Raw genomic sequence first — 26,704 nt, 5'->3', positions numbered from 1 at the left:
CGAGTGAGAACCTGCGCCGCGAGTGAGAACCTGCGCCGCGCGGGGGTCGTCGCATATGGCGCGAACGGATGCTGCCGCGAACGGTCGCATACGCTCGTGGCGAACCCTGTGGAGCGGGGCGCACGGTAGAACCTGCGCCGCGAGTGAGAACCTGCGCCGCGAGCGAGAACCTGCGCCGCGAGCGAGAACCTGCGCGGCGCCGGGGGTCGTCGCATACGTCGTGTACTCCGCACCCCGCATCCCGTTTCGGTCGAGAATGCCCATTTCGCCGGTCACTCTCGCCGGCTGCGCTGCAGCAGCGCCGCTGTGCCCGTGGCACGCCACGCGCGGAGCGGCGCAGCATGCGCGCAACCTGCTACCGCGCGGTGCCGCGCACCCGGGCCACCCAGGTCATCAGGTGGTAGATCACGATGGCGGCGACCGTGCCCAGCGCGATGCCGTTGAAGCTCAGGGTGCCCGCCGAGAAGGTGTAGTCGGCGATGCCAATGATCAGGGCAGTCGCGGCCGTGAACTGATTCACGGGCTTGCTGAAGTCGACCCTGTTGTCGAGCCAGATCTTCACCCCGATAATGCCGATCAGGCCGTAGAGGGCCGTGGTGACGCCGCCGAGCACACCCGCCGGGATGGTGTTGATGACCGCGCCGATCTTGGGGGAGAGTCCGAGCAGCACCGCGGTGATGCCGGCGACCCAGTAGGCGGCCGTGGAGTAGATGCGGGTGGCCGCCATGACACCGATGTTCTCGCCGTAGGTGGTGGTGCCCGATCCGCCACTGAAACCGGCGAGCATGGTGGCCAGGCCGTCGGCGATCAGGGCGCGACCGGTGAACCGGTTCACCTTCGCATCCGTCATCTGGGCGACGCCCCTGATATGGCCCACGTTTTCGGCCACCAGCACCAGAACCACCGGCAGGAACGCCGGCAGCACGCCGAGGGCGGCGGACGGATCCGCAAACGGGTTCATCGCGGCGGTGAACTGGGGCAAGCCGATCCAGGCGGCCTCGCCCACGCCACTGAAGTCGACCTCGCCGGCCACGACGGCCGCCACGTAGCCCACGATCACGCCAATGAAGATCGACAGCCGGCCGAGGATGCCGCGGAACAGCACGGTGGAGAGGATCACGGCGAGCAGGGTGATCAGCGCGGTGACCGGCGCCAGGTCGAAGTTCGACTTGGCGACGGGCGCCAGGTTGAGTCCGATCAGGGCGACGATGGCCCCGGATACCACGGGCGGCATCAGCGCGTCGATCCAGCCGGTGCCGGTGAGCTGCACGACGACGCCGATCAGGGCAAGGAGTATGCCGACCACGATGATGCCGAATAGGGCGCTGCCCATGCCGGCGGAGGCGGTCGCGGCGGTGATCGGCGCGATGAAGGCGAACGACGAGCCGAGGTAGCTGGGCAGTTTGTTCTGGGTGATGACCAGGAACAGCAGGGTGCCGATGCCCGAGAAGAGCAGCGTCGTGCTGGGCGGAAAGCCCGTGAGCAGCGGCACCAGGAACGTGGCGCCGAACATGGCCACGACATGCTGCGTGCCGATTCCAATGGTCAGGGGCCAGTTCAGGCGCTCTCCGGGGCCAACGACATCCGTGACTCCGACCGTTTTTCCGTCACCGTGCAGGGTCCAGGGCAGAGCCATGTGATTCTCGTTTCCGTGTCGTACGTTATCCCGATGGTAGTGAACAAATAGGCTCGGATGGTGAGACCATCCGTTCAGCCTGCCCGCGCAGAACACCTCGTGGTGAAAATTGCGACCGGTACGCTTCGTGGAATCCGGGTGCGCGGGGTACGCGCGTGGCGGGGCATTCCCTACGCAGCTTCCCCGGTGGGTGACCTCCGATTCCGGGCCCCACAGCCGCCCGAGCCCTGGTCGGGCGAGCGTGATGCACGCGGTTTCGGCCCGGTCGCCACGCAGAGTCACCGAGGCCAGTTCATCGGTGCGAAGCCCACGATTCCGCAGGGCGAGGACTGCCTCAACCTCAACGTGATCGCTCCCGATGAACCGGTCGACCCACGGATGCTGCGGCCCGTCATGGTCTTCATCCACGGCGGCGCCTACAGCGTCGGGTCCTCGCGGGAGGTGCCCCGGCAAGGCGAAGGACTCGTGCGGCGTGGCGGCATCGTCTACGTCAGCTTCAACTACCGGCTGGGGGCGCTGGGCTACCTCGACTTCAGTCGCTATTCCACCGCGGAGCGGCCGTTCGAGAGCAACCTGGGGCTGCGCGACCAGGTGGCGGCGCTGGCCTGGGTGAGGCGCAACATCCGGGCGTTCGGCGGCAACCCGGATGCTGTCACCGTGTTCGGCGAATCGGCCGGAGCCAACGCCGTGACCACCCTGATGACCGTGCCGGCCGCCGCGGGCCTGTTCCAGCGCGCGATCGCCCAGAGCGCCCCGCCGAACGCCGTCTACGCCCCCGACGTGACCGCCGAGTGGGCGGCGCATTTCGTGCGGCTCCTGGCCAAACGCACCCGGCATGCCGACCCGACCGCCACGAGCCAGCCCCCCATCAACGCGGTGACGGATGCCGCTGATCTGCTCTGTCAGGCCGACCCGGTCCGGCTGGCGGAGGCCACCGGCGACCTCACCCGCCGCGCACCGGACCGCTACCCGGGCACCATCCCACTCTCACCTGTGATCGACGGCGATTTCCTGCCCGAACGGCCCCTCGACGCGTTCCGCGACGGACGCGCCCATCGGATCCCCTTGATCATCGGCACGAACGCCCGGGAGGGATCGCTGTTCAGTGGGCGGATCGACATCCTTGCCACGACGCCCGGACGCATCCGTGCGGTCTTCGCGAACACGAAGAAGAAGGCCCGCTCGCGGCTGAGCGCTCAGTACCCCGGGATCCCCGCGCTTCGGCCCGCACTCGATTTCGGCGGTGACTTCTCGTTCTGGTATCCGAGTGTGCGAGTGGGCGAACGGCACTCCCGGTACGCGCCGGTTCGCTTCTACCGCTTCGACGCGGCCCCCCGACTGGTACGCCTGATGGGGCTCGACGCCACGCACGGCCTCGAGCTGTTCCCTCTGTTCGACCGGCTAGACGGCTGGTTCGGCCGCGGAATGACCATGCTCGGCGGGCGCCGCGACCTGCAGCGGATCGGCTCCCGCATGCAGGGATGGTGGCTGGGCTTCGCAACCACCGGGGTTCCGGATGCCGCGTGGCCGCTCTACGACGAGACCGAACGACTGACCCTGATCATCGACGCCGTGGACCGGGTCGAGTCCGACCCGCACCGCGACCGGCGCCGGGCCTGGAACGCCTTCGTGCCGCACATCTGAGCCGCGCACACGGTCTCCGCCGGCCGGCCGGCGCTCCCGGCGCGCGCGGTCCACTCGCCGGGGCTATAAACTGGGCAACTGAGAATTAGCTGAGTCGGACACCAGGAGCACCCCATTTCTGAAACAGAGACCCACACGTCATCCACGCCTGCCCCGAGGCCGGACACTCCGGCGGGCACGCCCGAACCAGGGCTGAAGGCCCGCATCGACCGTTACTTCGAGATCACGATGCGCGGTTCGACTTACGGCCGTGAGGTCCGCGGCGGCCTGGTGACGTTCGTCACGATGGCCTACATCGTCATCCTCAACCCGCTCATCCTCGGCGGCTTCAGTGCCGACCAGGCCGCGGTCGACGTGGCCGGCGGATGGCTGCCGAACGGTCAGGTGGCTGCGGTCACCGCCCTCACCGCCGGCGTCATGACCATCCTCTTCGGCGCCGTCGCCCGGCTGCCGTTCGGGTTCGCCGCCGGACTCGGGATCAACTCCTTCCTGGCCGTGAGCGTCGTCGGCCAGGTCACCTGGCCGGAGGCCATGGGCCTTGTGGTCATCAATGGGCTTATCATCGTGCTGCTCGCCTCGACCGGGATGCGCGAGCTCATCTTCGACGCCGTGCCGCGCCAGCTGAAGATCGCCATCACCGTCGGGATCGGCCTGTTCATCGCCTTTATCGGTCTGGTCGACTCCGGTTTCGTGCGCGCGGGTGCCCCTGGTGCTCCGCCCGTGCAGCTCGGCGAGAACGGTTCCGTCGTGAGCCTGCCGACGGCCGTGTTCGTGCTCGGCCTAGTCGTCCTCGGCATCCTGGTCGCCCGCAAGGTGAAGGCCGCCCTTTTGATCGGCATCGTCGCCACCACGCTGATCGCCGTGGTCCTCGAGGCGATCTTCAAGGTCGGGCCGTCTCTGGGGCAGAACCCCGACGGCTGGAACCTGAACGCCCCGGTACTGCCGACATCCGTCGTCTCGCTGCCCGACCTGAGCCTCGTCGGCCAGGTCTCCTTCGGTGCCTTTGATCGAATCGGCGTTCTGGCCGCCTCGATGCTCGTCTTCACGCTCGTCTTCACGAACTTCTTCGACGCCATGGGCACCATGACGGGCCTGGCCAACGAGGCCGGCGTCGCCAATGAGAAGGGCAACTTCCCCCGTTTGAAGTCGGCCCTGATCGTGGAAGGTGTCGGAGCCGTCGTCGGGGGCGCCACCTCCTCGTCGTCGAACACGGTGTTCATCGAATCCGGCGCCGGCATCGGCGAGGGCGCGCGCACGGGACTGGCCAATATCATCACGGGACTCCTGTTCCTCGCGGCCATGTTCTTCACCCCGCTCACCCAGATCGTGCCGCTCGAGGTGGCTGCTGCCGCCCTCGTGATCGTCGGGGCCATGATGGTGTCCCAGATCCGGTTCGTCGACTTCTCGGAGTTCTCCAGCGTGCTGCCGGTGTTCCTTACAATCATCGTCATGCCGCTGACCTACTCGATCGCCAACGGAATCGGTGCCGGCTTCATCGCCTGGGTGCTGGTGCGCTCGTTCTCCGGCAAGGCTCGGGAGATCAGCCCGCTGCTCTGGGTGGTCGCGGCCGGCTTCCTGGTCTTCTTCGTTCGCGGCCCGATCGAACTCTGGCTCGGCGCGTAAGCGCGTAAGCGCATGAGCGCATGAGCGCATGAGCGCATGAGCGCATGAGCGCATGAGCGCGTCGGGACGGAGGCATCCCCCGCGACCCCCGGCCCGATTCGGGGGCTAACCCCATGGGCGCCGAGGCAGATGCTCCGTAGCGTGGGTGGGAGAGTGGCATCCGCTGCTCCCCACCGCACTACCGAACGGAGATCCACCCATGACAACCATCGCTCCCGACCAGGCGCCGGCGTACAGTGCCGAACCTATCCCCACGCGGAGCAGCCCCTTGGCCGTGTCCAGTCTCGTACTCGGACTCGTATCGATCCTCGCCGGCTGGACGTTCCTCGTGCCCATCGCGGGCCTCGTCGCCGGCGTCCTCGCCCTCGGCCGGGAACCGCAGGCACGCACCATGGCGATCTGGGGCATCGTGCTCAACGCGGTGCTGCTAGCCGGCTCGTTGCTGCTCGTGCTACTGGCACTGGCGCTCGGGCTGCTCGCCCTGCCGTTCGCCTTCCTGATCTGACCTGTCACTCCCGCGGGACGTCGCGTCACTCCAGGAAGCCGCGCAGGAGCAGGGCGGTGCCGGCCAGATGTTCGGCCATCGCCTGCGCGGCGGCGTCGGGCCGGCCGGTCAGGATCGCCGTCACGATCTGCTCGTGCTGCCGGTCCGAGTGCGCGATATTCGGGCCGAGCGACGGGATGTTGTCGAGCAGCTCGTTCACCCGCATCCGCACCTCGGCCAGCAGCGGCACGAGCGACGGGGCTCCGGCCAACTCGCCGATCGTGAGGTGCAGCCTCGAATCCAGCCGGCGGTAGTCCTCGCCGGTGGCGCCGATCGAGTCGGCCAGGCTGTTCCACAGCACCTCCCGCTCGGCGGGCGACAGGGCGCGTGCCGCCGCGTGCCGGGCGGCCCCCTCCTCGAGGATCTCCCGCAGCGCGAGCGCATCCTCGATCTCGGCCACGGGGATGTCCCGGCGCGCCGCAAGCCCACCCTCAGCGCCAGGGCCGGGGGTTTGCCGGGGCAGCGGATCGCTGACGAAGGTACCGCCGTAACGTCCGCGTCGGGAGACCAGATAGCCGGCCTCGGCGAGGGACGCGATCGCATCCCGCAGCGTGTCCCGGCTGACCGCCAGCATCGCGGAGAGCTCCCGTTCGGCCGGGAGCCGCTCGCCGGGTGCGATCAGGCCGAGGCGAACGGTCTGCAGCAGTCGCTGCACCGTCTCCTCGAAGGCGTTGCCGCTGTGCACGGGTCGCAGGAGCAGACCGCTGTCGAGTCCGGGCTGTTCGTCGTCGTTCACTGTTCTGTTCCTGGCTTATGGTCGGACTCCCATCCCATCACGGTTTGCCTGCCAACCTGGACCGCTACAGGGGCGTCACGTAGGCCGAGCTGATGCCGCCGTCCACCAGAAAGGTGGAGCCCGTGATGAATGAAGAGTCGTCGCTGGCCAGGAAAGCCACGGCGGCCGCGAGCTCCTCGGGTTCCGCGAACCGGCCGACCGGGATGTGCACCAGCCGGCGGGCCGCGCGCTCCGGGTCCTTGGCGAACAGTTCCTGTAGCAGCGGCGTGTTCACCGGGCCGGGGCAGAGAGCGTTGACCCGGATGCCCTGACGCGCGAACTGAACGCCGAGCTCGCGGCTGAGCGCGAGCACGCCGCCCTTAGACGCGGTGTACGAGATCTGGCTGGTCGCCGAGCCTAGAACGGCCACGAAGGAGGCCGTGTTGATGATCGACCCGCGGCCCTGCTTCACCATGTACCGCAGGGCGGACCGGCAGCACAGGTAGACCGATTTCAGGTTCACGTCCTGCACTCGTTGCCAGGCCGGCAATTCGGTCGTCTCGATCGAGTCGTCGTCGGGCGGGGAGATGCCGGCGTTGTTGAAGGCGATGTCTACGGACCCGTAGGTGAGGTAGGCCGTGTCGAAGAGGGCGTTGACCTCGTCCTGGTCGGTCACGTCGACCTTGACGAAGAGGCAGTCGAGCAGGTCGGCGGCCGCGAGCCCGGCCTTCTCGTCAAGGTCGCCGATCACGACCGTGGCTCCTTCCGCCGCGAACCGCTTCGCCGTGGCCAAGCCGATGCCGCTGGCGCCGCCGGTGATCACGGCGACCCGGCCCGCGAGCCGCTGGGTGAGATTGATGGGGGTGAGGCTGCTCATGCTGGCTCCTTGAATGCGGTGAGGGGAGAGGGAGGTGCAGGGGGTGCAGGGGGGTTAGTCGACGGCGATGAACACGTTCTTGGTCTCGGTGAAGGACAAGGGGGCGTCCGGCCCCAGTTCCCGACCGAGACCAGACTGTTTGAACCCGCCGAACGGGGTGGAATAGCGCACGGAGGAGTGCGAGTTGACGGAGAGGTTGCCCGATTCCACGGCCCGAGCCACCCGGATGGCCCGGCCCACGTCCCGGGTCCAGATCGAGCCGGAGAGGCCGTAGTCGGTGTCGTTGGCGAGGTCCACGGCGTCGTCCTCTCCGTCGAAGGGCAGCACGGTGACCACGGGACCGAAGATCTCGTCGGTGACGGTGCGGTCGGTGCGGGAGTCCGGGGTGAGCACGGTCGGGGGGAACCAGAAACCCGGGCCGGTCGGCGCGATGCCACGGAACGCCACGGGGGAGCCCTCCGGCACGTAGGCCGAGACCGCGGCGTGGTGTGCGGCCGAGACGAGCGGGCCCATCTCTGTGCTCTCGTCGGCGGGGTCCCCCACCCGCACGGCGGCGACGGCCGGTTCGAGCAGCTCCAGGAACCGGTCGTAGACGCTCCGCTCCACCAGGATGCGGCTGCGGGCGCAACAGTCCTGGCCCGCGTTCTCGAACACCCCGGACGGGGCGGTGGCGGCGGCCTTCTCCAGATCGGAGTCGGCGAACACGATATTGGCGCTCTTGCCGCCGAGTTCCAGGGTGACCCGTTTGACCTGGGCGGCGCAGCCGGCCATGATCCGCTTGCCCACAGCGGTCGACCCGGTGAAGACGATCTTCCGCACCTGGGGGTGGGTGACAAACCGTTCGCCGACCACCGATCCGCGCCCGGGCAGCACCTGGAACAGTCCCTCCGGCAGGCCGGCGTCCCTGGCGAGTTCACCCAGACGGATGCTGGAGAGCGGCGTCCACTCGGCGGGCTTCAACAGCACCGCGTTTCCCGCCGCAAGGGCGGGGGCAAAACCCCAGGCCGCGATCGTCATCGGAAAGTTCCACGGAGTGATGACGCCCACCACTCCCAGCGGCTCCTGGAAGGTCAGATCGAGGCCGCCGGCCACCGGGATCTGCCGGCCGAACAGGCGCTCGGGGGCGGCCGAGTAGTAGGTGAGCACGTCGCGCACATGGCCGGCCTCCCAGCGCGCCTGACTGATCGGATGTCCCGAGTTGGCCATCTCGATGCGCGCCAGGTTTTCCCGGTCCCCGTCTACAGACTCCGCGAAGCGGCGCAGCACGGCAGCCTTGTCGGCGGGGGCGACCCGCGCCCAGAGCCGTTGCGCGGCCACTGCCCGGGAGACCGCCTCATCGGTCGCATCCGTGTCGAAGTGTTCGACCACGGTTCCCGGTGTCTCATCGGCCGGGTTGACGACGGTATAACTGCTCACGGGGTGTCCCTTTCCTGGCGGTTCGCCTGCTTGTGGGCTGCCCGGTAGCGGGCCGCCGCGTCGACGAGGCCCACGAAGAGGCGCAGGTCATCGTGCTGTTCCGGATGCCACTGCACGGCCACCCCGAACGGAACCTCGGTGAGTTCGACGGCCTGCACGACCCCGTCCCCGCTTCGCGCGGTCACGGAGAGGCCGGCGCCGACCCGGTCGATGGACTGGTGATGGTAGACGGGAACGGGCAGCGGCACATCGAGGGCGTCCAACAGTCCGTGCAGCTTCGAGTGTGGTTCGACGTGCACGTCCACGATGTTGAATACGCCGTTGCCGGCCTGGTAGCCACCGTGGCCGATGAGGTCCGGAAGGTGCTGGTGCAGGGTGCCGCCCTGCGCGATGTTGAGCATCTGGGCGCCGCGGCAGATGCCGAGCAGCGGCAGCGCCCGGGCGATGGCCCTGTGGATCAGCTCGTGTTCCCACGCGTCGCGGTCCGGCCGGGGCTCATCCGTGGCCTCGTGCGCCGTCTGGCCGTAGCGGGCCGGGTCGACGTCCTTGCCGCCGGTGATCACCAGGCCATCGAGCCCGTCGAGCACCCGATCGGCGATGCCCGGGGTCACCGGCTGCGGCGGCAGCAGTACAGCGATGCCGCCCGACTGGATCACCGAGTCGAAGTAGACCTGGGGAAGGAAGGCGGCCGGCACATTCCAGACGCCGGTCTGGGACTGCTCCAGATAGGTGGTCAGGCCGATGATGGGTCGGGACGAGCCAGGGTCAGTCACGTTCACGGGGTCAGAGACGTTCAAAACCGCGCACCCGCTCCCAGTCGGTCACCGCCGCGTCGTAGGCGTCCAGCTCGATCCGCGCGTTGTTGAGGTAGTGGTCGACGACCTCGTCGCCGAACGCTTCCCGCGCGACAACCGAGGAGGCGAACAGGGTGGCGGCTTCCCGAAGGGAGGCCGGCACGCGTTCCGCGTCGCTTTCGTAGGCGTTCCCGACGAACACGTCCTCGAGCTCGAGTTCGTTCTCGATGCCGTAGAGGCCCGCCGCGATCAGCGCCGCCACGGCCAGGTACTGGTTCACGTCGCCGCCGGGCACCCGGTTCTCCACCCGCAGGCCCAGACCGGCACCTACCACGCGCAGTGCGCAGGTGCGGTTGTCGAGGCCCCAGGCGATCGCCGTCGGCGCGAAACTGCCGCTGACATAGCGCTTGTAGGAGTTGATGTTCGGCGCCGAGAAAAGGGTCAGCTCGCGCATCACCGCGAGCTGACCGGCGAGAAAGTGGCGGAACAGGGGAGACATGCCATACGGGGCATCCTTATCGGCGAGGACGGCAGACCCGTCGGTGCCGCGCAAGCTGATGTGGATATGGCAGCTGTTACCCTCCCGCTCGTTGAACTTGGCCATGAAGGTCAGACTCTTACCGTGGGCATCCGCGATCTCCTTGGCCCCGTTCTTGTAGATCGAGTGGTTGTCGCAGGTGGCCAAGGCGTCGGTGTACCGGAACGCGATCTCCTGCTGGCCGAGATTGCACTCTCCCTTGACGCCCTCGCAGTACATGCCGGCGCCGTCCATGGCGTTACGGATGTCCCGCAGCAACGGCTCCATGCGCGTGGAGGCGAGCAGCGCGTAGTCGATGTTGTAGTCGCTGGCGGGGGTCAGGCCGCGGTAGCCCTTCTTCCAGGCCTCACGGTAGCCGTCGTCGAAAACGATGAACTCCAACTCGGTACCGACGTAGGGCACAAGTCCGCGATCGCTCAGGCGGGCCAGCTGGGCCTTCAGGATCTGGCGTGGTGACGCCACGACCGGGGTCTTGTCGAGCCACTGCAGGTCGGCGGTGACGAGGGCGGCACCGGGCAGCCACGGCGCACGGCGCAGCGTGCCGAGGTCGGGGATCATGGCCATGTCGCCGTACCCGCGCCGCCAGCTCGACATCTCGTAGCCGTCCACCGTGTTCATCTCCACGTCGACCGCAAGCAGGTAGTTGCAGCATTCCGCGCCGTGGCTCGCCACGTCTTCCAGGAAAAGCCGCGCAGAGACCCGCTTGCCCACCAGCCGCCCCTGCATATCGGTGAAGGCGACGACGATGGTGTCGATTTCACCGACCCGCACCAGTGCCGTGAGGTCGTCGAGCGAGAGATTTCCGGAACTGAGTGTCATCAACTTCTCCTCATTGAGGCGGTCAAATGGTGAACTTCCGACCATTAGACCACAGATCGCCGGCACGTCCACGACCGATTTTTAGACCGTACTTCGCCAGAAACGTGACGACAAAGGTATGTACACACAACCATTGGAGCCCTATAGTCATGCCAATGAAAACTCACGGCGTTGCCGCTCGTTTGCCGAGGCGCGCAACCAGAGCGCAAAGGAAACCAGGATGTCCAAAGACACCTTGAACGTCTCGGGCGTGACCTATACGACGGCGGAGGCAGGGTACTTCGAGAAACGTAAGCTCAAGCGCAGCGCCGGCATCTGGGGTCTGTGGGGTCTGGCCGTCGCCGCGGTCATCTCCGGAGACTTCTCGGGCTGGAACTTCGGCATCGACTTCGCCGGCTTCGGCGGGATGCTGATCGCGTTCGCCCTGCTGATCGTCATGTATTACGGCATGATCTTCGCGATCGGTGAGATGGCGTCGGCGATGCCGCACACGGGCGGGGCCTACTCCTTCGCCCGTGCGGCGCTCGGGCCGTGGGGCGGCTTCGTCACCGGGCTGGCCGAAACCATCGAGTATGTCGCGACAACTGCCGTGATCGTATACTTCTCGGCCTCCTACGCGGACGGCATCACCAGCGAACTGCTCGGAGTCTCATTGCCCGCGTGGGCGTGGTGGGCCATCCTCTACGCCGTGTTCATCGGCCTGAACGCGGCCGGGGCCGCGATCTCGTTCCGGTTCGCGATCGTGGTCTCGATCATCTCCATCGGCATCCTGCTGGTGTTCTCCGCGATGGCGGCCTTTTCCGGTCTGTTCAGCGTGGACAACCTGTTCGATATCGCCCCGGAGGCCGGCCAGTCCGAGTTCCTGCCGTTCGGCGTGGTGCCGATCCTGTTCGCTCTGCCGTACGCCATGTGGTTCTTCCTCGGGATCGAGGAGCTGCCGCTGGCCGCGGAGGAGGCGCACGACCCGGTGCGGGACATCCCGCGGGCCGGCTTGATCGCCCGTTCGACCCTGATCGTGACCGGCATCCTCGTGTTGGTGCTCAACACCGGGATCGTGGGAGCGTCGAATATCGCCACCGCCGGGGAGCCCCTACTCGACGGTTTCCGGGCGATGGTCGGCGACGAGGCCGCAGCGGTGCTCGCCCTGTTCGCCCTGGTCGGGCTGTTGGCCTCCCTGCAGGGGATCATGTTCGCCTATGGGCGCAACATGTACTCCCTGTCGCGGGCAGGCTACTACCCGAAGTTCCTCTCCCTGACCGGCCGGCGGCAGACCCCCGCGGTGGCGTTGCTCGTGGGCGCCCTGATCGGCTTCGTGGCCCTGATCCTCGTCGACTCGCTCGGCGGCACCGGCGGCGTCGCCGGAGCGATCGTGCTGAACATTGCCGTCTGGGGCGCCGTGATCGCCTACATCCTGCAGATGGTCTCGTTCGTCGTGCTACGCAAGAAGTACCCGAACGCGAACCGCCCGTACCGCAGTCCGTGGGGTGTGCCCGGGGCCGTGATCGCCGGCATTCTCTCCCTGGCGATCTTCTTCGGGTTCTTCATCAACGAGCCCGCCCGCCCGGCCATCGCCGCGATCGCCGTGGTCTATGTGGTCATGCTGCTGATCTTCGCCCTGTACGGGCGCAAGCGCCTCGTGCTCTCGCCGGAGGAGGAATACGCGGTGTCCGGCGGACTGCACGGCGACCCGCAGAAGGAGGGCTACGGCGGCTCGGTGGAGGAGAAGCTGCTGTCCCTCGACGGCCGGGACGACCAGCGCGCGCCGTAGTCCGGTGTGAATGAATTCGACGGAGATTTTGCTCCAGAACTGCCTTTCCGGCGGATTAAGGGGCGGTTCGGCCAAAATCTCCGTCGAATCAGTGGGGGATGAACGACGCGCGCGCTCGGCCGGGCACCGGGACTGTCACGGTCAGCGCTCACGGTCAGCGCTCACGGTCAGCGCTGACGGATGTCCCACGCGGTCATGAGGATCGCCGCGGCCACCAGGCCCGGCCGAGGCGCAGCGCGCACCGGGTGGCGTGCCGGCGCCAAGGAGTGTCCGCGGGCCAGTCCACCAGGAGCGTGCGGCCGCCCCAGCGTACCCGGCGCGCGAAGCCGCTCCAGGTGTCGAAGGGCCGGCCCGAGATAGCGACCCTCAGCGTGGGGTCATAGCGCACGATCACGGTCGGGCTGAGGTGCAGGCTCAGGTCGAGGTCGTCGTGAATATCGCTGCGATCCCGGTACACCCGGTCTCGGGCGTGTAGCCAGACCTCCCGCCGCATTGCGAAGTTCGAGCCGAAGGCCGGGCGGTGGCCGAGCCAGAACTGCATCCAGAAGAAGTATCCGCCGATGTAAAGAGTGCGTCCGAGCCAGGCCACGAGCGGGCTGCAACCGTAGAAATCGCCCGGTCCGGTCACGATGTCGGTGGCAGGAGACTGCGCCAAGGAAGCTTCGATCCGCGCCAGCCAGTCCGCCGGCGGGACCGAGTCGGCGTCGAGGCGGGCGATCACGTCACCGGATGCCGCGTCGTAGCCCGCGGACGCCGCCGGCCAGATGCCCCGTGGTTCTACCCGCACGATCCGGGCGCCGGCGGCGCGGGCCACGTCACCCGTGGCATCCGTGCTCGCGTTGTCGGCGACGATGACCTCGTCGGGCGCCCGGTGTTGCCGGGCGAGGGCCGCCAGGCACTCTTCAAGGAAGGCGGCGTCGTTGAAGCAGGGGATCACAACCGAGATCGTCGTCATGCTGCCCAGCCTTTCCGCGCGGTGCCGGCACCGTCTATCCCGGCTCTGTCGACCCGATCCTACGCGGGCGCCCCGGTCAGATCGCGCGGCAGTGAGTGGTCAGGAATCCGATCTTGTCGATCGTGATCGTCACAGTCGAGCCGTCGTGTAGGAACACCGGCGGCTTGCGGCTGTAGCCGGCGCCGCCCGGACTGCCCGTGGAGATGAGCGTGCCCGGCATCAGGGTGGCGGTGCTGGAGAGGTAGGAGATGATCTCGGCGACCGAGCGAACCATGTCGCCGCTCGAGGCATCCTGCAGGATACGACCGTCGACGTGAGTGGTGAGCCACAGGTCCTGCGGGTCGGCGATCTGGTCCGCCGTGATGACGACCGGCCCGGTCGGCGTGAAGCCGTCGAACGACTTGCACCGCGACCACTGCGCCTCGGAGAACTGCAGGTCGCGCGCCGTGATGTCGTTGACGACCGTGTAGCCGAAGACGTGGTCGAGGGCGTCCGCCACCGATACGTGGTGCGCGGCTTTGCCGATGATCACGCCGAGCTCGGCCTCGTAGTCGACCTGTCCGGTCAGATCGGTCGGCCAGGTGATGGTCGATTCGTGCCCGGTGAGGGAGTTGGGCCAGAGCGAGAACACAGTCGCGGCCGTCTCGACCCGCAGTTTCAGCTCGGAGGAATGGGCGGCGTAGTTCGCGCCGATCGCGATGATCTGTGGTGGGCGCAGCACTGCGGATGAGTAGCGCAGCTCGGCGAGTGGGGTGAGGGTGACTCCCTGCGCGGCGGCATTCTGGCTCAGGACACGTACCCGGTCGTATTCGTCGGCTCCCCTTTCGATCAGGTCCTGAAGGTCGCGGGGGGCCTCGTCCATGATCTCGTCGAGGAACAGGGCAGCCTCATCGAAGACGGCGGCGAGACGCGGAGTGGATTGACCTTCAACTCTGAGGTGGGCGAATTTCACCTCTTCAGGCTATCTGGCCGGGGAGAGGTCCCGTTCCGCGACGCTCGCCGAGGTGGCGGCCGCGCGCCACAGGTGCATGCCCGCGTAGCTGCGCCACGGTGCCCACGCTGCACCATGGCGGGCGAGGTGGCGGGCATCCGTGGGCAGGCCGAGCCGTGCGGCCCCCTGCCGCAGCGCCAGGTCGCTGGTCAGCAGGATGTCCGGGGTCCCCAGCACCCGCAGGGCCACGTACCCGGCCGTCCACGGCCCGATCCCGGCCAGTGCCATCAGCCGGGACTCGAGGTCCTCCCGGGTCTGACCGTAGGAAAGAACCAGGTCGCCTGTGCAGAGCGCCTCCGCCACCCGGATGATCGCGTCGACCCGGGCTGCGGGGCCACGCAGCACGGTGCGCCCATCGGCCGCGATTCGCTCGGGGGTGGGGAACAGACGGGTGAGCGGCAACGCGTGTCCGGTTGCGGGGCTGTCGCCGCTGTCGGCGCCACCGTCCCCAACGGCGGCTCCCGCACCGGGGAACGGGTCGCCGAGAGCCGCGGCCAGCCGGGTCAGCACCGTACGGGCGGCGGCCACCGACACCTGCTGGCCGACCAGCGCGCGGAACAGCGTCTCCGCCGGGTCGAGGGTGCCGGGTACGCGCATCCCTGGCGTGGCCGCGACCCCGGGCGCGAGGTGCGGGTCCCCAGCCAGTGCCAGGTCGATCGCCCGGGAATCCGCGTCCAAGTCCAGCAGTCGGCGCACCCGGCTGACGAGCGGCGCTAGGTCGGCGAGGCTGGTCAGGCGGGCACGGCAGGTGACGGATGGCGCGGCCGGCGTTCCCGAGAGGGTCAGCTCGACCGTAGCGGGGCCGGTCGGCAGGCGCAGCGTGCGCGCGTAACGAGCATCCGTCGCCTGCTCCACCCCGGCGAGGCCGCGCGCGGCGAGGAACCGCAGCACCCCTGCCCCGTCGAACGGCGCCCGGGCCGGCAGCTGCAGACTGATCCCCGTCCCGACCTCGACCGACGTCCCACCGTCGCTCCCATCTGCCCTCCCCTGGCCCATGGGAGCGGCGGCGGGACGAGGGACGGCGGGACGGGCCCGCCGCAGCTCCGTGGGGGTGAGCTCGAAGACGGCGGCGATGGTGTCGTTGAACTGACGCACGCTGCCGAACCCGGCGGCGAAGGCCACATCGGTGATTGGGGCATCCGTGCCGGCCAGCAGCATCCGAGCGGTCTGTGCTCGGTGCGCCCGGGCGAGGGCGAGCGGGCCGGCGCCGAGTTCGGCCACGAGCACGCGGGTGAGGTGGCGCTCACTGTAGCCGAGGCGGCGGGCCAGGCCGGGAACGCCCTCCCGTTCGACCAGGCCGTCGCCGATCAACCGCATGGCCCTGGCTGCCAGGTCGTCACGGATGTTCCAGTCCGGCGACCCGGGGACGGCGTCGGGCAGGCAGCGTTTGCAGGCCCGCAGGCCGGCCTCGTGGGCGGCCGCGCTGGTCAGGTAGAACGACACATTCGCCGGCTTCGGCGTGGCGGCCGGGCAACTGGGGCGGCAGTAGATCCCGGTGGAGTGAACGCCCGTGATGAACTGCCCGTCGAAGCGGGCATCCCGGGAGGACATGGCTCGGTAGCGCTCGGCGAAGTCGGGGTCGGGAGAAACGGGGCGGGTGCTGGTCACCGGTCCAGCCTGACACCGTCGACGGATGTTCACCAGCGGGAATCGGCCATCGCCGGCATCGGCGCGGGGCCGCTGCCGGTACTGTGGGCCCATGTCCGCACTGGAGCGCCTACAGGCCGAACTCGGCACCCACATCAGCGTCGATCCGGTGGAGCTCGCCGCCGCCCGCACCGACAAGTCGGGCTGGGTGGCCCCCGGGTTGCCTCTCGCAGTCGTGCAGGCGGCTTCCGTCGGGCAGGTGCAGTCCACGCTCCGGATCGCGGCCGAGTTCCGTATCCCGGTGGTCACCCGCGGCGCGGGAACCGGCCTGGCCGGGGGAGCGTGCGGCACAGACGGAAGCATTGTGCTGAGCGTCGCGCGGATGAATCGGATCCTCGAGATTCGGCCGGAGGACGAACTCGCCGTGGTCGAACCGGGCGTGCTGAACGGGGACCTCAACGCCGCCCTCTCCGCGCACGGACTGTGGTTCGCGCCCGACCCGGCGAGCCGGGCGATCTCCACAGTGGGCGGCAACATCGCCACCAACGCGGGCGGGCTGCTCTGCGCGAAGTACGGCGTCACGCGGGAGGCGGTGCTGGCGCTCACGGTGGTGCTCGCCGACGGAAGCCTGCTGAAGACCGGTCGCGGCACCGTGAAGGGCGTCACGGGCTACGACCTGACCGCCCTGCTCACCGGCTCGGAGGGGACCCTCGGCGTAATCGTCGAGGCCACGGTGCGGGCGCGCGCCGTGACCGCCGGCGAGACCGTCACGATCGGTGCCGTGTTCCCCGACGTGGCTCAGGCGGCCGCTGGATCTGCTCTTGTCGCAGCGGCCCGGTTACGCCCGGCCGTGATGGAACTGATCGACCCGGTGGCTCTGGCGCTGATCGTGGCATACCTCGGCCCCGAGCTCGCGGCAGGAGTCCCTGCGGGGGGCGCATTCCTGCTGGTGCAGACGGATGGCCCAGGGAGCCAGGCCGAGGCGAAGCAGGCCGTGGCCGTGCTGCAGGCGGCGGGCGCGGAGGTGCGCGTGTCCACAGACACCGCATCCGCTGATCGCCTGCTGGCGGTGCGCCGGGCCGCACACCCGGCGCTCGCCGCACACGGTGAGGTCTTGATCGAGGATGTCTGCGTGCCCCGATCCCGGCTCGCCGAGATGTTCGAGCGGATCGCCGAGATCAGCGCCCGCACCGGCATCCCGATCCCCACCGTGGCGCACGCCGGCGACGGCAACCTGCACCCCAACTTCGTGATTCCTGTCGACCCGCACCGGGTGGGCGCGGAGCCTGTCGTACCCGATGAGATCTGGGCGGCGGCCGGGGACCTCTTCCGCGCCGCCCTCGAACTCGGCGGCACCCTGACCGGCGAGCACGGGGTCGGGCAGCTCAAACGCCGGTGGCTGGCCGAGGAGCTCGGTGACCAGGGATTCTCGCTCCAGCGCCAGATCAAGGCTGTATTCGACCCGCTCGGCATCCTCAACCCGGGCACGATGTTCGAGGCCTGAGCGCGCCGCTAGTCTGTTGGGCATGACCCACGAGCATCCTGCGGCGTACTCTTCAGCTTCCGCCCCGCACGCGCACCCGACCGGCACCGTGCCGGCAGGCAACCCGGCGGCAGCCGTGCAGCCGGCCGCCCAACCGGTGCGGCCAGTCTGGACCGCCCCGGTGCGCCGCACCCGCGCCGGCCTCGTCACCGTGGCGATCGCGGGCATCGTCATCGCGGCGGCCGCGTTGCTGCTGGTCTTCGTCTACCTGGCCACGTTTCTGGGTGCCGGCACGCTGCTGGTCGGCCTGATCCTGGCCCTCATCCCGCTGCTGGGGATCCTGCTCGCGATTGGCTGGATCGATCGCTGGGAGCCGGAACCGCGCCCGGCTCTCTGGTTCGCCTTCCTCTGGGGTGCCGGTGTGTCCGTCGTGACCGCCCTGCTCTTCGACCTGGGCGTGCAACTGGTCCGGGCGGGCACCGGCAGCAGCGAAACGGATGGCGGTTTCGCCGCTGCCGTCTTCCAAGCGCCCTTCGTAGAGGAGGCAGCCAAGGGTGCCGGCGTGCTACTGATCTTCTGGGTGTTCCGTCACCGCTTCGACGGGCCCGTCGACGGTGTCGTCTACGCCGCGACGATCGCCGCCGGTTTCGCCTTCTCCGAGAACATCCAGTACTTCGGCGTGGCGATGACCGATGGCGGCGCCGCGGACCTCGGCTTCACATTCCTGGTGCGCGGCGTTTTGTCGCCGTTCGCTCACGTCATGTTCACCGCCTGTATCGGGATCGCGTGTGGGCTCGCGTCCCGGATGCGCCCGGCGGGGGCCGTCGGCACGATCGTGCTGGGGTTCGCCTCCGCGATGTTCTTGCACTTCGTCTGGAACGGCGCCTTCTACCTCGTCGCGAGCGGCTCGCTGGTGGTCTACTACCTGGCCGTGCAGGTTCCCCTGTTTCTGGCCGCGATCGCGGTCGTGATCGTGCTTCGGCGCCAGGAGGAACGCGTCACGGTGCTCCGGCTCCGCGAATACGCTGCGGCCGGCTGGTTCAGCCTCGCCGAGGTAGGCATGTTGGCCACCCGCGGCGGCCGGCGGCAGGCCCGCGCCTGGGCTGCCAGGCAGCCGCCCCATTGCAAACAGTCGATGCGTGACTTCATCCACAACTCCACCCGACTGGCCTTCGCCCGCCAGCGGATGGTGAACGGCACATCCGTCAACGTCGACCGTGCCGACGAGTCAGAGCTGCTGGGCCTGATCCAGCGTAACCGGGCCGGTGTGATCGGCCCGGTGTGATGGGCCCGCTGTGGTCGGCCTGCTGTGATCGAAGACCCGGTGTGATGGGCCTGCTGTGATCGATGACCCGCTGCGTGGTGACCTGCCCGCGGTGATCGGTTGCGATGTGCGCAGCAAAATGTTCGCGGTTGCCCACCTTGGCCGTGCACAGGGACTCGCCGCCCCGGTGGTGTGGCAATGCCGACAGCGCTCCCGGTGCGACGAGTTCTACTCCCATGGTGCGCCTCGAGAGCGCGTTCGCGCAAGGGGTAATTCTCGGCGTGCGTGCGGGCGCCGAATCCGATTGGATAGAGATATGACTGATCTGAATATCAAGCCCGAACTCGACGCTCCCGAGGGTCCTGCCCCCGTTGAACTGACCATTACCGACATTGTGGTGGGCGAGGGTGCCGAGGCAACTCCCGGCGCCACCGTCAACGTGCACTACCTCGGCGTCGAATACGACTCCGGCGACGAATTCGACTCCTCCTGGAGCCGCGGCCAGTCCATCAACTTCCCGCTCACCCAGCTCATCGCCGGCTGGCAGCAGGGCATCCCCGGTATGAAGGTCGGCGGACGTCGCAAGCTCGTCGTCCCGCCGCACCTGGCCTACGGCCCCGCCGGCGGAGGACACCGTCTCTCCGGCCAGACCCTGATCTTCGTGATCGACCTGCTCGGAACTCGCTAGAACCTACCGGGTTGCATGCACGTGCGAGTCGCTGAGACTCGGGTGCGGTTGCACGTGCTCGTGCTCGTGCTCGTGCTCGTGCTCGTGCTCGATGCGACACGCGTGCCCGCGCACGATGCCGAGGGTGATTCTGGGCACGACGATCTGCCTGGCCAGCGACGTGATCGCGGGACCCCGGCGGCTGCCGACATCGGCACCGTCGGGGTCATCGCTCGCCTCACGCCGGACCTCCTGGAATATAGTTCTCCTCACATCGCTAGTTTGCGGAGGCGGCCTTATGATCTCAATCGGCAGTGCGCGGGCTCTGGCCGGCGCCGGGTTGCGCTGGCGCCCCATGTCCGGCGACGCCTTCCGCATCGAACGCTCCGGTTTCGAGAGCGAGGTGTTCACGGTCAGCGATATGACGATCGAGCCGCACGAGTTCGATACGGGCACCATCCTCGGCTTCAACGGCACGACCGAGTGGGCGCTCGATTCTCTGGCCCTCGAGGACGCGCTCTGGCTGCCCCGCGAAGACCAGCTGCGCGAGCTACTGCGCAGCACCTTCCGTTCCCTGACCCGTCTGGGCGAACACGCATACCGGGTCACGGTCGAATTGGCCGGTTCGCTGGAATCCTTCGACGCCGCCGACCCCGCGGATGCCTACTGTGACGCCCTCTTGGGATTGATCAGCCTCTCCGCCGACACCCTGACCTGACCTGACCTGACCTGACCTGGCTCAGCCGCTGCTCGAGCGCCCGGTGTGCCGCGGCGCACCCTGTGGAAGCAGGCGCATGTTCTACCCTGGGCCGGCTCCCATAGCCTGCGCCGCGAACGGGGCGTGCGGGCATTCTGGCACGCGGTGACGGATGTCTCAGTGGGAACCTCGATTCTTCTGCGGAGCCTGTCTCTTCCTCCACGATGCGGGTTTGATCAGGTTATCCACAGGGCTCGGTGCCATTCCGATCTGCGCCGGCGAATGTCAATGGGAGCCCCTAACGTGTCCGTCATGAAGACCTCGAACAGCGACCAGCAGCAGACCCTCGGTCGTCACTTCGACGCGATCCGGGAGACGCAGGCGGACACCGCGTGGGTGGCCGCAGGCCTCGCCGAGCAAATCGATGCGGCTCGCCTCTGCGCCGACGCAGGCGCGGCCCTGGCCGCACGGGAGGCGCCGGTCGCCGCGGTGCCCCTTGCCCGGTGGGACGCGGCAAGGATCGCCGACCGGGAGTTCGTGACCGAGCTGGCCTGCACGCTGCGCTTGCCGGTGCGGTCGACCGAGACCCTGATCGCCGAGAGCCAGACCCTGATGCATGAGCTGCCGGCGACGAGGGCCGCCCTGCAGAAAGGATCGATTACCTACAGACATGCGCAGGCCGTCATGCACCAGGCGTGGTCGCTGCCAGCGGAGGCCCTGCCCGGGTTCGAACTGGCCCCGCTGAAATCCGCCCCCACCTTACCGTGGCGAACCTGAAGTACAAGGCGCGGGTGATGCGGGAGCGGTTGCACCCGGACTCGATCACGGCCCGGCGCCAGAGGTCCGTGGCCGACCGGAGGGTGACCTTCGAACCCGAGGCCGACGGCATGGCGTCGCTGCACTGGTACGACTCTGCGGAGAAGGTGAAAGCCGGGTACGACCGAATCACCGTAATGGGGATCAGCCTGCTGGCACCCGACGAGCCCCGCACCCTCACTCAGCTGCGAGTGGATACCTTCGCCGATCTGATCCACGACGGCGTCACCGAGACGGGTGTCGGAACAGGCATCCGCGGCACTGTGCAGGTGACCGTTCCGGTGATGACGCTGCTCGGGCATTCGGAGGAGCCCGGCCACCTCGTGGGATACGGGCCGATCGACCCGGACACGGCCCGCGAGATCGCGGCGCGGGCGCCGAGCTTCATCCGGATCCTGACCCATCCAGAGACCGAGGTGGTGCTCTCGGTGGGCCGAACGCGGTACAAAGTGCCCAAAGACCTCCGGCGGTACCTCCGAGTGCGAGATGAGACCTGCCGGTGGCCGGGCTGCCGCTGTGCGGCGGCGCACTCGGATCTCGACCACACCCTCGACTGGCAATTCGCCGGACTCACCGCACACGACGACCTCGCGCACCTCTGTCCGGCCGACCTTGCGCTGAAATCGGAGACCCGGTGGAGCTACGTGCATCTGGCCGATGGCACGCTGACGTGGACGTGGACGTCGCCGTCGGAGCGCACGTTCGTGAGTGAGCCGGCCACGATCATCCATTCGGCGGGAAGGGTGCCCACCTCGAAACCCCAGGCGAGGCAACCGGATTCGGTCGATCCGGCGCCGTTCTGATCGTGCGTCAGAGCGTTGCGATCGGCACAACCACCGGTGGTCAGTGTCAGCCGAGCCAAGCCGCCGTCATCCGCTGCACAGCGCTGCCGTCGAGATCGGAGAGTTTGACCGCGGCGAACTGGCGCGCGGAGTCCGAGGTCTGCACCCGGAACGCCGGCCGGTCCCCATCGAGCAGGTCGGCGACGACCTCACCCGCGCTTCGGGCTGACTGTGCAGAGCCGAACGAGGTGGCCGCCCGGGCCAGGTACGCTTCCAGCTCGGCGGCGTACGGGTCGTTGGCCGGTCCGCTTTGGCTGCTGTCCCGACCGACGTTGGCGACGAAGGAGGACGCCACTGCCCCGGGCTCGACCACCGTCACCGACACTCCGGCCGTGGCGGCCACCGGGGCGAGGCTCTCCATGAACCCCTCGACCGCGAACTTCGCCGCGCAATACGCCTCGTTGAACGGCTGGCCGATGACTCCGCCCACGCTCGACACGGTGATCAGCCGGCCGCGGGTGCCGCGCAGGTGGGGCAGTGCGGCCCTGGTGAGGGCGACCACCCCGAAGAAGTTGACTTCCATCACGGCGCGAACGTCGTCGACCGTCTCGTTCTCAATGGTGCCGAGGCGGCCCGAACCGGCGTTGTTGATGACCGCGTCGAGTCGGCCGTGCCGGGCGATGGTCTCGGCCACGACCTCCGCCACCGACTGATGCTCGGTCACATCGAGTCGGCGGATGTCCAGGCTCACCTGCGCGTCCGATGCTGCGTCCCGCAGGGCGCGGGCTCCCTCGAGGTCGCGCATTGTGGCCACCACCGTGTGGCCGGCTCGCCCCGCAGCAATGGCGGCGTGCAGGCCGATTCCAGACGAGGTCCCGGTGATCAGGACGACTCTCTCGTTGCGCGCTGGAGTCATGGGATCTAGTAGCGGTCGGGTTCGGGCCCGAGCGGGAACCGGCGACCGGTGATCTTCGCGGGGGTGATCTCGACATAGATGTATTTGAGGGTCGGGATCAATGGCCGCAGCGGCAACTGGTCGGCGGCCTCGATTTCGGTCTGCTTCTCGAGCACGCGGGCTTCGCCGTGAGCCACCACGCTCCAGGCTTCATTGCGCCCGACACCGTCGGTCTCGAAGGCCACCGTGTTGTTCACGGTGAGCTCGAGGAGTTTGGTTCCCTCGGCGGTGCGGAACATGAGACGTTTGTCCACGGCAACGAAGTTCACCGGGTAGATGTCCGGCTTACCTGAAATGCTCAGAGCCAGCCGCCCGAAACTGGACGAGATCAGGAGATCCCAGCATTCGTCCTCGGTGAGGTTCTGAACCGGATGCAGGTCGTTGGTTTCCATGACCAATAGTCCCACGCGGTCAGGTCCAATGCGAGCAGACCACGGGAACGAAAAACGCACCCACCAGCCCGACGGGTGGTAGGTGCGTTTTTCAGGTGCTGCGTGACTACTCGGTCCGGGTGGATGCCGTCAACCGGCGTCGCATGGCAAGGAGAGCGCCCACAGCGACGAGCAGGATGCCGGCAGCGGTAGAAATCAGCAGTGGAGCCGAGTCGGTGCCGGTGGCGGCGAGCTCGGGAGCAGCCGCGACGAGCGGGGCGACCATGGGAGAAGCCGTCTCGGTCGGGATCGAGGTTGCCTCGACGGCCGTCGGCGGGGCGACGACGACTGCGGGGACGACATTGTTGGTCAGCCGGGTGGAGCAGTCCACGGTTGCGCCGCCCCCGGTTCCGGAACCGACACACTGATTGACCTTGATGTCCGGAAGGACCGAAGTCTGGGTCGACGAACCGATGGTGCAGTTCACCCGGTCGGCGCCACCGCCGCCATTTCCGGAGCCGTTGCACTGAACGATCGCGGCAGTGGCGAGGTTGGTGTTCTGGAGCGGGTCGCACTCCACTGTCGGCTGGGTGCCGCCGCCCGTACCGGACTCGACACACTGGTTGACGGTGGCGGCCGTCGCAGTGAAGGAACCAGTGATGTTGTTGATGATCGAGACATTGCAGATCACGTTTGAGCCGCCATCGTTGCCGGATCCATTGCACTGCGTGGCGGTCAGTGTGAGCTGAGGATACGTCTCCGTCAAGGTCACGCACGTGAGATCCGGCGGAACGCCGGCGGAACCGTGGCATTCCGTGGTGGTCACGATTGAACTGGCCGTGTTGGCTTCCAGATCGTAGTTGTTGGTGATGGTGATGTCACACACCACCGCCTGGCCGCCGACGTTGTCAGTGCCATTGCACTGGTTCACATCCGGTGACGCGGGCGCGGCCGAGGCAGGAGCCACAGGCGAAGCGCTGAGAACGAATGCCGCCAGGAGGAGGCCGAGGACCATGGCCATCAAGCGATTCAATGTAGAAGAGCAGAGGATGGAACGTGAAGTTTCAACAGCCGGCAGATTTGCGATGGTGGCCCCCTTATTAGGGTCACTCTAACAGGGGATTCACAGGCGTTTGCGACCCAAAGAGGTCAAAGTTCGTCGTTCACGCCTCTGACCCGGTCAATAAGTTTTTGCCACGGTCCGCAGACCTGCTGCTCGCCGAGCACGACCTCGTGCGGGGCGCAGCGGATGCGGTAGACGTACCGGTCGGGCTGCGGCGCTGTCTCGGAGACCTCGTCCCACGGCAAGGCGTCAAGCAGTTCCGCCCAGGACGACCGGTCGGGTTGCTCATCCACCTGAACCTCCCAGGTGGTGCGGATGCCGGCGAAGCCACCGCTTCTGGAGACGACGACCTTCATGGGGCCGATGTTACTCCGGGTGACTGCCAGGATCGACGACGGCGCGGCCGGAGACGGACGGACGTACCGGCGGAATTCCGGAACGGGCGACCGAGCCGGCACCGAGCCCGCCGCCCAGGCCGACCGCGCTCCACCCGGCGATGACCGCATCGTGCTCGCGCGATCCGGCGCCGTAGCGCGTGACCGCGGCCCGCGACGTCGCTCTGGCGAACCCGGCAAAGTCCACGGTGCGGGGAAGCGTGCCCGAGGTGAGCGTGTCGAACCAGATCCGGCCGGCCGTGTCCCAGGCGTTGCCGCCCAGCGCGGTCGCCACAAGGTAGAACGCCCGGTTCGGGATGCCGGAGTTCAGGTGCACCCCGCCGTTGTCATCTTCGGTTTCGATGTATCCGGACAAATGCGCCGGCTGCGGGTCCTTGCCGAGCACGTCGTCGTTGTAGGCGGTGCCGGGCGCCTTGAGCGAACGCAATGCGACGCCCTGCACCTGGTCGGTGAACAGACCCTCACCGATCAGCCAGCCCGCCTCCGCGGCCGACTGTCCCCGGCTGTGCTGCTCCACCAGAGACCCGAACACGTCCGACAGGGACTCGTTGATCGCACCGGACTGCCCCTCGTAGGCGAGATTGGCCGTGAACTGGGTGACTCCGTGCGTGAGCTCGTGCCCGATCACCGTCAACGAGGAGGTGAACCGGTTGAACACTTGGCCGTCGCCGTCGCCGAAAACCATGCGTTCGCCGTCCCAGAATGCGTTGTCGTAGTTGCGGCCATAGTGCACGGTCGCCTCCAGTGTCAGACCTTGGTCGTCGATCGAGTCGCGCTCGAACATGTTCCAGAAGAGTGAATGCGTGTAGCCGAGCCCCTCCCAGGCCTCTGTCACCGCCGGGTCCGCACCGGGCGGCTGCCCTTCGCGGCGCACCAACCGCCCTGGTAGGCGTTCCAGGCCACCGGCATCCGACACCGCCCGGTCGAGTCGACCGCGAACCGGCTCGGCCGCGCCGCGCGCGCCAGGGTGGGCCGGGGACGGATGCGCCGCAGCGCGCAGATCGCGAATCGGTATGTCCCGCATCAGCGACCGCCTGGCTGCCTCAGCCGCTGCAGCGAGCCGGGGATCGTCTACCCGGGCCAGCCTCACCAGCAGGTAGGGCGGTACGATCGCGCACCGGGGGGTCTTGGGCGATGAGCCTGTCATGGATCGAGTGTGGCACTTGCCGGTGACGCGCACCACAGAAAGGGACCGATTGGGCCGGGCTGCCGGCTGCCCTGACAGGGAAGGCCCGCGGCGGCATCCAGAACGTGGGCCGGGTGCCGCCGCGGGGGTCTGCTGTCCTCAACTGGCCGACCGGTCGCCTGAAGAGGAATGAGTGCCGATTGCGCTCTATTAATAGCACCAGGGTTTGCGGCCGAGAAGGCGCAAGCGGAGGTGCTCCGTAGACTCTCAGCATGCGCTTCGGAATCGTTATTCTCCCGCAGGACTCGTGGCCCGATGCCCGGCGTCGTTGGCAGGGCGCGGAGCAGCTCGGCTTCGACCACGCCTGGACCTACGACCACCTGTCCTGGCGGTCCCTCGCCGACCAACCGTGGCACGCGACGATTCCGACCCTGACCGCTGCGGCGGTCGTCACGTCCCGGATCCGGCTGGGCACCTTCGTCTCATCACCTAACTTCCGACATCCGGTGACCTTCGCCAAGGAGATCGCCACACTCGACGACATCGCGGGCGGGCGATTCGTGCTCGGTGTCGGATCCGGCGGCACCGGGTTCGACGCCACCGTTCTCGGCCAGCCCGAGTACACCCCGGCGCAACGGTCCGATCGCTTCATCGAGTTCGTCACGCACCTCGACGAGTTGCTGCGCCATGAGGAACCGGGCGGCGGCGGCATCAGCTTTGAGGGGGAGTGGGCGACCGCGGTCGGCGCGCGCATGGTCGGCGCACCGGCCCAGGCGCCGCGGGTGCCGTTCGTCATCGCCGCGAACGGGCCCAAGGGGCTCCGCCTGGTCACAACGCACGGTTCGGGCTGGGTGACGACGGGGGCGGACGGCGCCGTGGGTGAGGACTGGTGGGCGGCGGTGGCCGGCCTGGCGCACCGGCTCGATGACACGGCACTCGCCGCGGGCCGCGACCCGGCCGGCATCGACCGGTACCTGTCGCTCGACAGCGGCGGCAGCTACTCCCTGCACAGCATCGATGCCTTCGAGGATGCCGTCGGCCGGGCCGCCGCGCTCGGCTTCACCGACGTGATCAGTCACTGGCCACGCCCAACGGGAATCTACGCCGGAGCGGAGGCCGTTCTGCACGAGGCCGCGGCGGTGATCAGCAGGCAGCGCGCCTGAGCCGCACGAGACGGG

Annotated in this window: 26 protein-coding genes; 11 read left to right on the top strand and 15 right to left on the bottom strand. The window is 68.2% G+C overall.

Going from position 1 to position 26,704, the window contains the following annotated elements; all coding sequences use genetic code 11:
* Positions 1-355 precede the first annotated feature (355 nt).
* Positions 356-1,636: a uracil-xanthine permease family protein gene (locus E3O65_RS01410; protein ID WP_134361969.1), complete on the bottom strand. Its 1,281-nt coding sequence runs from the start codon at positions 1,634-1,636 to the stop codon at positions 356-358.
* Positions 1,637-1,696: 60 nt separating this feature from the next.
* Between E3O65_RS01410 and E3O65_RS01405 the strand changes: the two genes are divergently transcribed.
* The 3 genes from E3O65_RS01405 (at position 1,697) to E3O65_RS01395 (ending at position 5,408) form a co-directional block, all read left to right on the top strand.
* Positions 1,697-3,280: a carboxylesterase/lipase family protein gene (locus E3O65_RS01405; RefSeq protein WP_241985781.1), complete on the top strand. Its 1,584-nt coding sequence runs from the start codon at positions 1,697-1,699 to the stop codon at positions 3,278-3,280.
* Positions 3,281-3,508: 228 nt separating this feature from the next.
* Positions 3,509-4,903, top strand: coding sequence for an NCS2 family permease (locus E3O65_RS01400; RefSeq protein WP_166785611.1), 1,395 nt, complete (start codon positions 3,509-3,511; stop codon positions 4,901-4,903).
* Between the two features lie 199 nt (positions 4,904-5,102).
* Positions 5,103-5,408, top strand: a complete 306-nt coding sequence (locus tag E3O65_RS01395) for a hypothetical protein (protein WP_241985782.1) — start codon at positions 5,103-5,105, stop codon at positions 5,406-5,408.
* 25 nt (positions 5,409-5,433) lie between these two features.
* Here E3O65_RS01395 and E3O65_RS01390 read toward each other — a convergent pair whose 3' ends face one another.
* The 5 genes from E3O65_RS01390 to E3O65_RS01370 form a co-directional block, all read right to left on the bottom strand.
* The gene (locus E3O65_RS01390; protein WP_134361966.1) at positions 5,434-6,183 is read right to left on the bottom strand and encodes a FadR/GntR family transcriptional regulator; all 750 of its coding nucleotides are present in this window, start codon (positions 6,181-6,183) and stop codon (positions 5,434-5,436) included.
* A gap of 64 nt (positions 6,184-6,247) precedes the next feature.
* Positions 6,248-7,039 (bottom strand): 3-oxoacyl-ACP reductase, encoded by a 792-nt coding sequence (locus tag E3O65_RS01385; protein WP_166785610.1) that lies wholly within the window; start codon positions 7,037-7,039, stop codon positions 6,248-6,250.
* 54 nt (positions 7,040-7,093) lie between these two features.
* The gene (locus tag E3O65_RS01380; protein WP_134361965.1) at positions 7,094-8,455 is read right to left on the bottom strand and encodes an aldehyde dehydrogenase family protein; all 1,362 of its coding nucleotides are present in this window, start codon (positions 8,453-8,455) and stop codon (positions 7,094-7,096) included.
* Positions 8,452-9,228, bottom strand: coding sequence for a gamma-glutamyl-gamma-aminobutyrate hydrolase family protein (locus E3O65_RS01375; protein WP_338419158.1), 777 nt, complete (start codon positions 9,226-9,228; stop codon positions 8,452-8,454). Before E3O65_RS01375 ends, E3O65_RS01380 begins: the two co-directional genes overlap by 4 nt.
* Before the next feature lie 10 nt (positions 9,229-9,238).
* Positions 9,239-10,606 carry a glutamine synthetase family protein gene (locus E3O65_RS01370; RefSeq protein WP_134361963.1) on the bottom strand — a complete coding sequence of 456 codons (1,368 nt, stop codon included), beginning with the start codon at positions 10,604-10,606 and terminating at the stop codon, positions 9,239-9,241.
* A 220-nt stretch (positions 10,607-10,826) separates the two neighbouring features.
* Here E3O65_RS01370 and E3O65_RS01365 point away from each other — a divergent pair, with 220 nt between their 5' ends.
* On the top strand, positions 10,827-12,374 hold the full coding sequence (locus tag E3O65_RS01365) for an amino acid permease (RefSeq protein ID WP_134361962.1): 1,548 nt from the start codon (positions 10,827-10,829) through the stop codon (positions 12,372-12,374).
* Positions 12,375-12,567: 193 nt separating this feature from the next.
* Here the strand turns inward: E3O65_RS01365 and E3O65_RS01360 are convergent, their stop codons facing one another.
* The 3 genes from E3O65_RS01360 to E3O65_RS01350 form a co-directional block, all read right to left on the bottom strand.
* Positions 12,568-13,329: a glycosyltransferase family 2 protein gene (locus tag E3O65_RS01360; protein WP_134361961.1), complete on the bottom strand. Its 762-nt coding sequence runs from the start codon at positions 13,327-13,329 to the stop codon at positions 12,568-12,570.
* 76 nt (positions 13,330-13,405) lie between these two features.
* The gene (locus E3O65_RS01355) at positions 13,406-14,281 is read right to left on the bottom strand and encodes a fumarylacetoacetate hydrolase family protein (protein WP_241985783.1); all 876 of its coding nucleotides are present in this window, start codon (positions 14,279-14,281) and stop codon (positions 13,406-13,408) included.
* Positions 14,282-14,290: 9 nt separating this feature from the next.
* Complete coding sequence (locus tag E3O65_RS01350) at positions 14,291-15,871, bottom strand: DNA-3-methyladenine glycosylase 2 family protein (protein ID WP_198411702.1); 1,581 nt, start codon at positions 15,869-15,871, stop codon at positions 14,291-14,293.
* A gap of 148 nt (positions 15,872-16,019) precedes the next feature.
* Here E3O65_RS01350 and E3O65_RS01345 point away from each other — a divergent pair, with 148 nt between their 5' ends.
* The 3 genes from E3O65_RS01345 (at position 16,020) to E3O65_RS01335 (ending at position 19,342) form a co-directional block, all read left to right on the top strand.
* Positions 16,020-17,411: an FAD-binding oxidoreductase gene (locus E3O65_RS01345; protein WP_134361959.1), complete on the top strand. Its 1,392-nt coding sequence runs from the start codon at positions 16,020-16,022 to the stop codon at positions 17,409-17,411.
* A 22-nt stretch (positions 17,412-17,433) separates the two neighbouring features.
* Complete coding sequence (locus tag E3O65_RS01340; protein WP_134361958.1) at positions 17,434-18,675, top strand: PrsW family intramembrane metalloprotease; 1,242 nt, start codon at positions 17,434-17,436, stop codon at positions 18,673-18,675.
* A gap of 295 nt (positions 18,676-18,970) precedes the next feature.
* Entirely contained in the window at positions 18,971-19,342 is a 372-nt protein-coding gene (locus E3O65_RS01335) for an FKBP-type peptidyl-prolyl cis-trans isomerase (protein WP_134361957.1), read from the top strand.
* 3 nt (positions 19,343-19,345) lie between these two features.
* Here E3O65_RS01335 and E3O65_RS01330 read toward each other — a convergent pair whose 3' ends face one another.
* Entirely contained in the window at positions 19,346-19,594 is a 249-nt protein-coding gene (locus E3O65_RS01330) for a hypothetical protein (protein ID WP_134361956.1), read from the bottom strand.
* A gap of 25 nt (positions 19,595-19,619) precedes the next feature.
* On the opposite strand from E3O65_RS01330, the gene E3O65_RS01325 reads away from it, so the two are divergent.
* From E3O65_RS01325 to E3O65_RS01315, 3 genes are all read left to right on the top strand, one after another.
* On the top strand, positions 19,620-20,039 hold the full coding sequence (locus E3O65_RS01325; RefSeq protein WP_134361955.1) for a hypothetical protein: 420 nt from the start codon (positions 19,620-19,622) through the stop codon (positions 20,037-20,039).
* Positions 20,040-20,330: 291 nt separating this feature from the next.
* Positions 20,331-20,795 carry a hypothetical protein gene (locus tag E3O65_RS01320; protein ID WP_134361954.1) on the top strand — a complete coding sequence of 155 codons (465 nt, stop codon included), beginning with the start codon at positions 20,331-20,333 and terminating at the stop codon, positions 20,793-20,795.
* Entirely contained in the window at positions 20,783-21,637 is an 855-nt protein-coding gene (locus tag E3O65_RS01315) for an HNH endonuclease signature motif containing protein (protein ID WP_134361953.1), read from the top strand. Before E3O65_RS01320 ends, E3O65_RS01315 begins: the two co-directional genes overlap by 13 nt.
* A 46-nt stretch (positions 21,638-21,683) precedes the next feature.
* On the opposite strand, the gene E3O65_RS01310 is transcribed toward E3O65_RS01315, so the two are convergent.
* From E3O65_RS01310 to E3O65_RS01290, 5 genes are all read right to left on the bottom strand, one after another.
* On the bottom strand, positions 21,684-22,532 hold the full coding sequence (locus E3O65_RS01310) for an SDR family oxidoreductase (protein WP_134361952.1): 849 nt from the start codon (positions 22,530-22,532) through the stop codon (positions 21,684-21,686).
* Positions 22,533-22,537: 5 nt separating this feature from the next.
* Positions 22,538-22,963 carry a pyridoxamine 5'-phosphate oxidase family protein gene (locus tag E3O65_RS01305; RefSeq protein WP_134361951.1) on the bottom strand — a complete coding sequence of 142 codons (426 nt, stop codon included), beginning with the start codon at positions 22,961-22,963 and terminating at the stop codon, positions 22,538-22,540.
* A gap of 106 nt (positions 22,964-23,069) precedes the next feature.
* The gene (locus E3O65_RS01300) at positions 23,070-23,963 is read right to left on the bottom strand and encodes an LPXTG cell wall anchor domain-containing protein (protein WP_134361950.1); all 894 of its coding nucleotides are present in this window, start codon (positions 23,961-23,963) and stop codon (positions 23,070-23,072) included.
* Positions 23,964-24,091: 128 nt separating this feature from the next.
* The gene (locus E3O65_RS01295) at positions 24,092-24,361 is read right to left on the bottom strand and encodes a protealysin inhibitor emfourin (protein ID WP_134361949.1); all 270 of its coding nucleotides are present in this window, start codon (positions 24,359-24,361) and stop codon (positions 24,092-24,094) included.
* A gap of 10 nt (positions 24,362-24,371) precedes the next feature.
* Positions 24,372-25,547, bottom strand: coding sequence for a M4 family metallopeptidase (locus E3O65_RS01290; protein WP_134361948.1), 1,176 nt, complete (start codon positions 25,545-25,547; stop codon positions 24,372-24,374).
* 251 nt (positions 25,548-25,798) lie between these two features.
* Between E3O65_RS01290 and E3O65_RS01285 the strand changes: the two genes are divergently transcribed.
* The gene (locus E3O65_RS01285) at positions 25,799-26,689 is read left to right on the top strand and encodes an LLM class flavin-dependent oxidoreductase (RefSeq protein WP_134361947.1); all 891 of its coding nucleotides are present in this window, start codon (positions 25,799-25,801) and stop codon (positions 26,687-26,689) included.
* The last annotated feature ends 15 nt before the right edge of the window (positions 26,690-26,704 follow it).

Origin of the sequence: Cryobacterium breve (assembly GCF_004402375.1) — a bacterium.
Lineage (GTDB): Bacteria > Actinomycetota > Actinomycetes > Actinomycetales > Microbacteriaceae > Cryobacterium > Cryobacterium breve.
The sequence above is the reverse complement of the archived record's forward strand: the minus strand, read 5'-3'. Positions and strand labels throughout refer to the sequence as shown.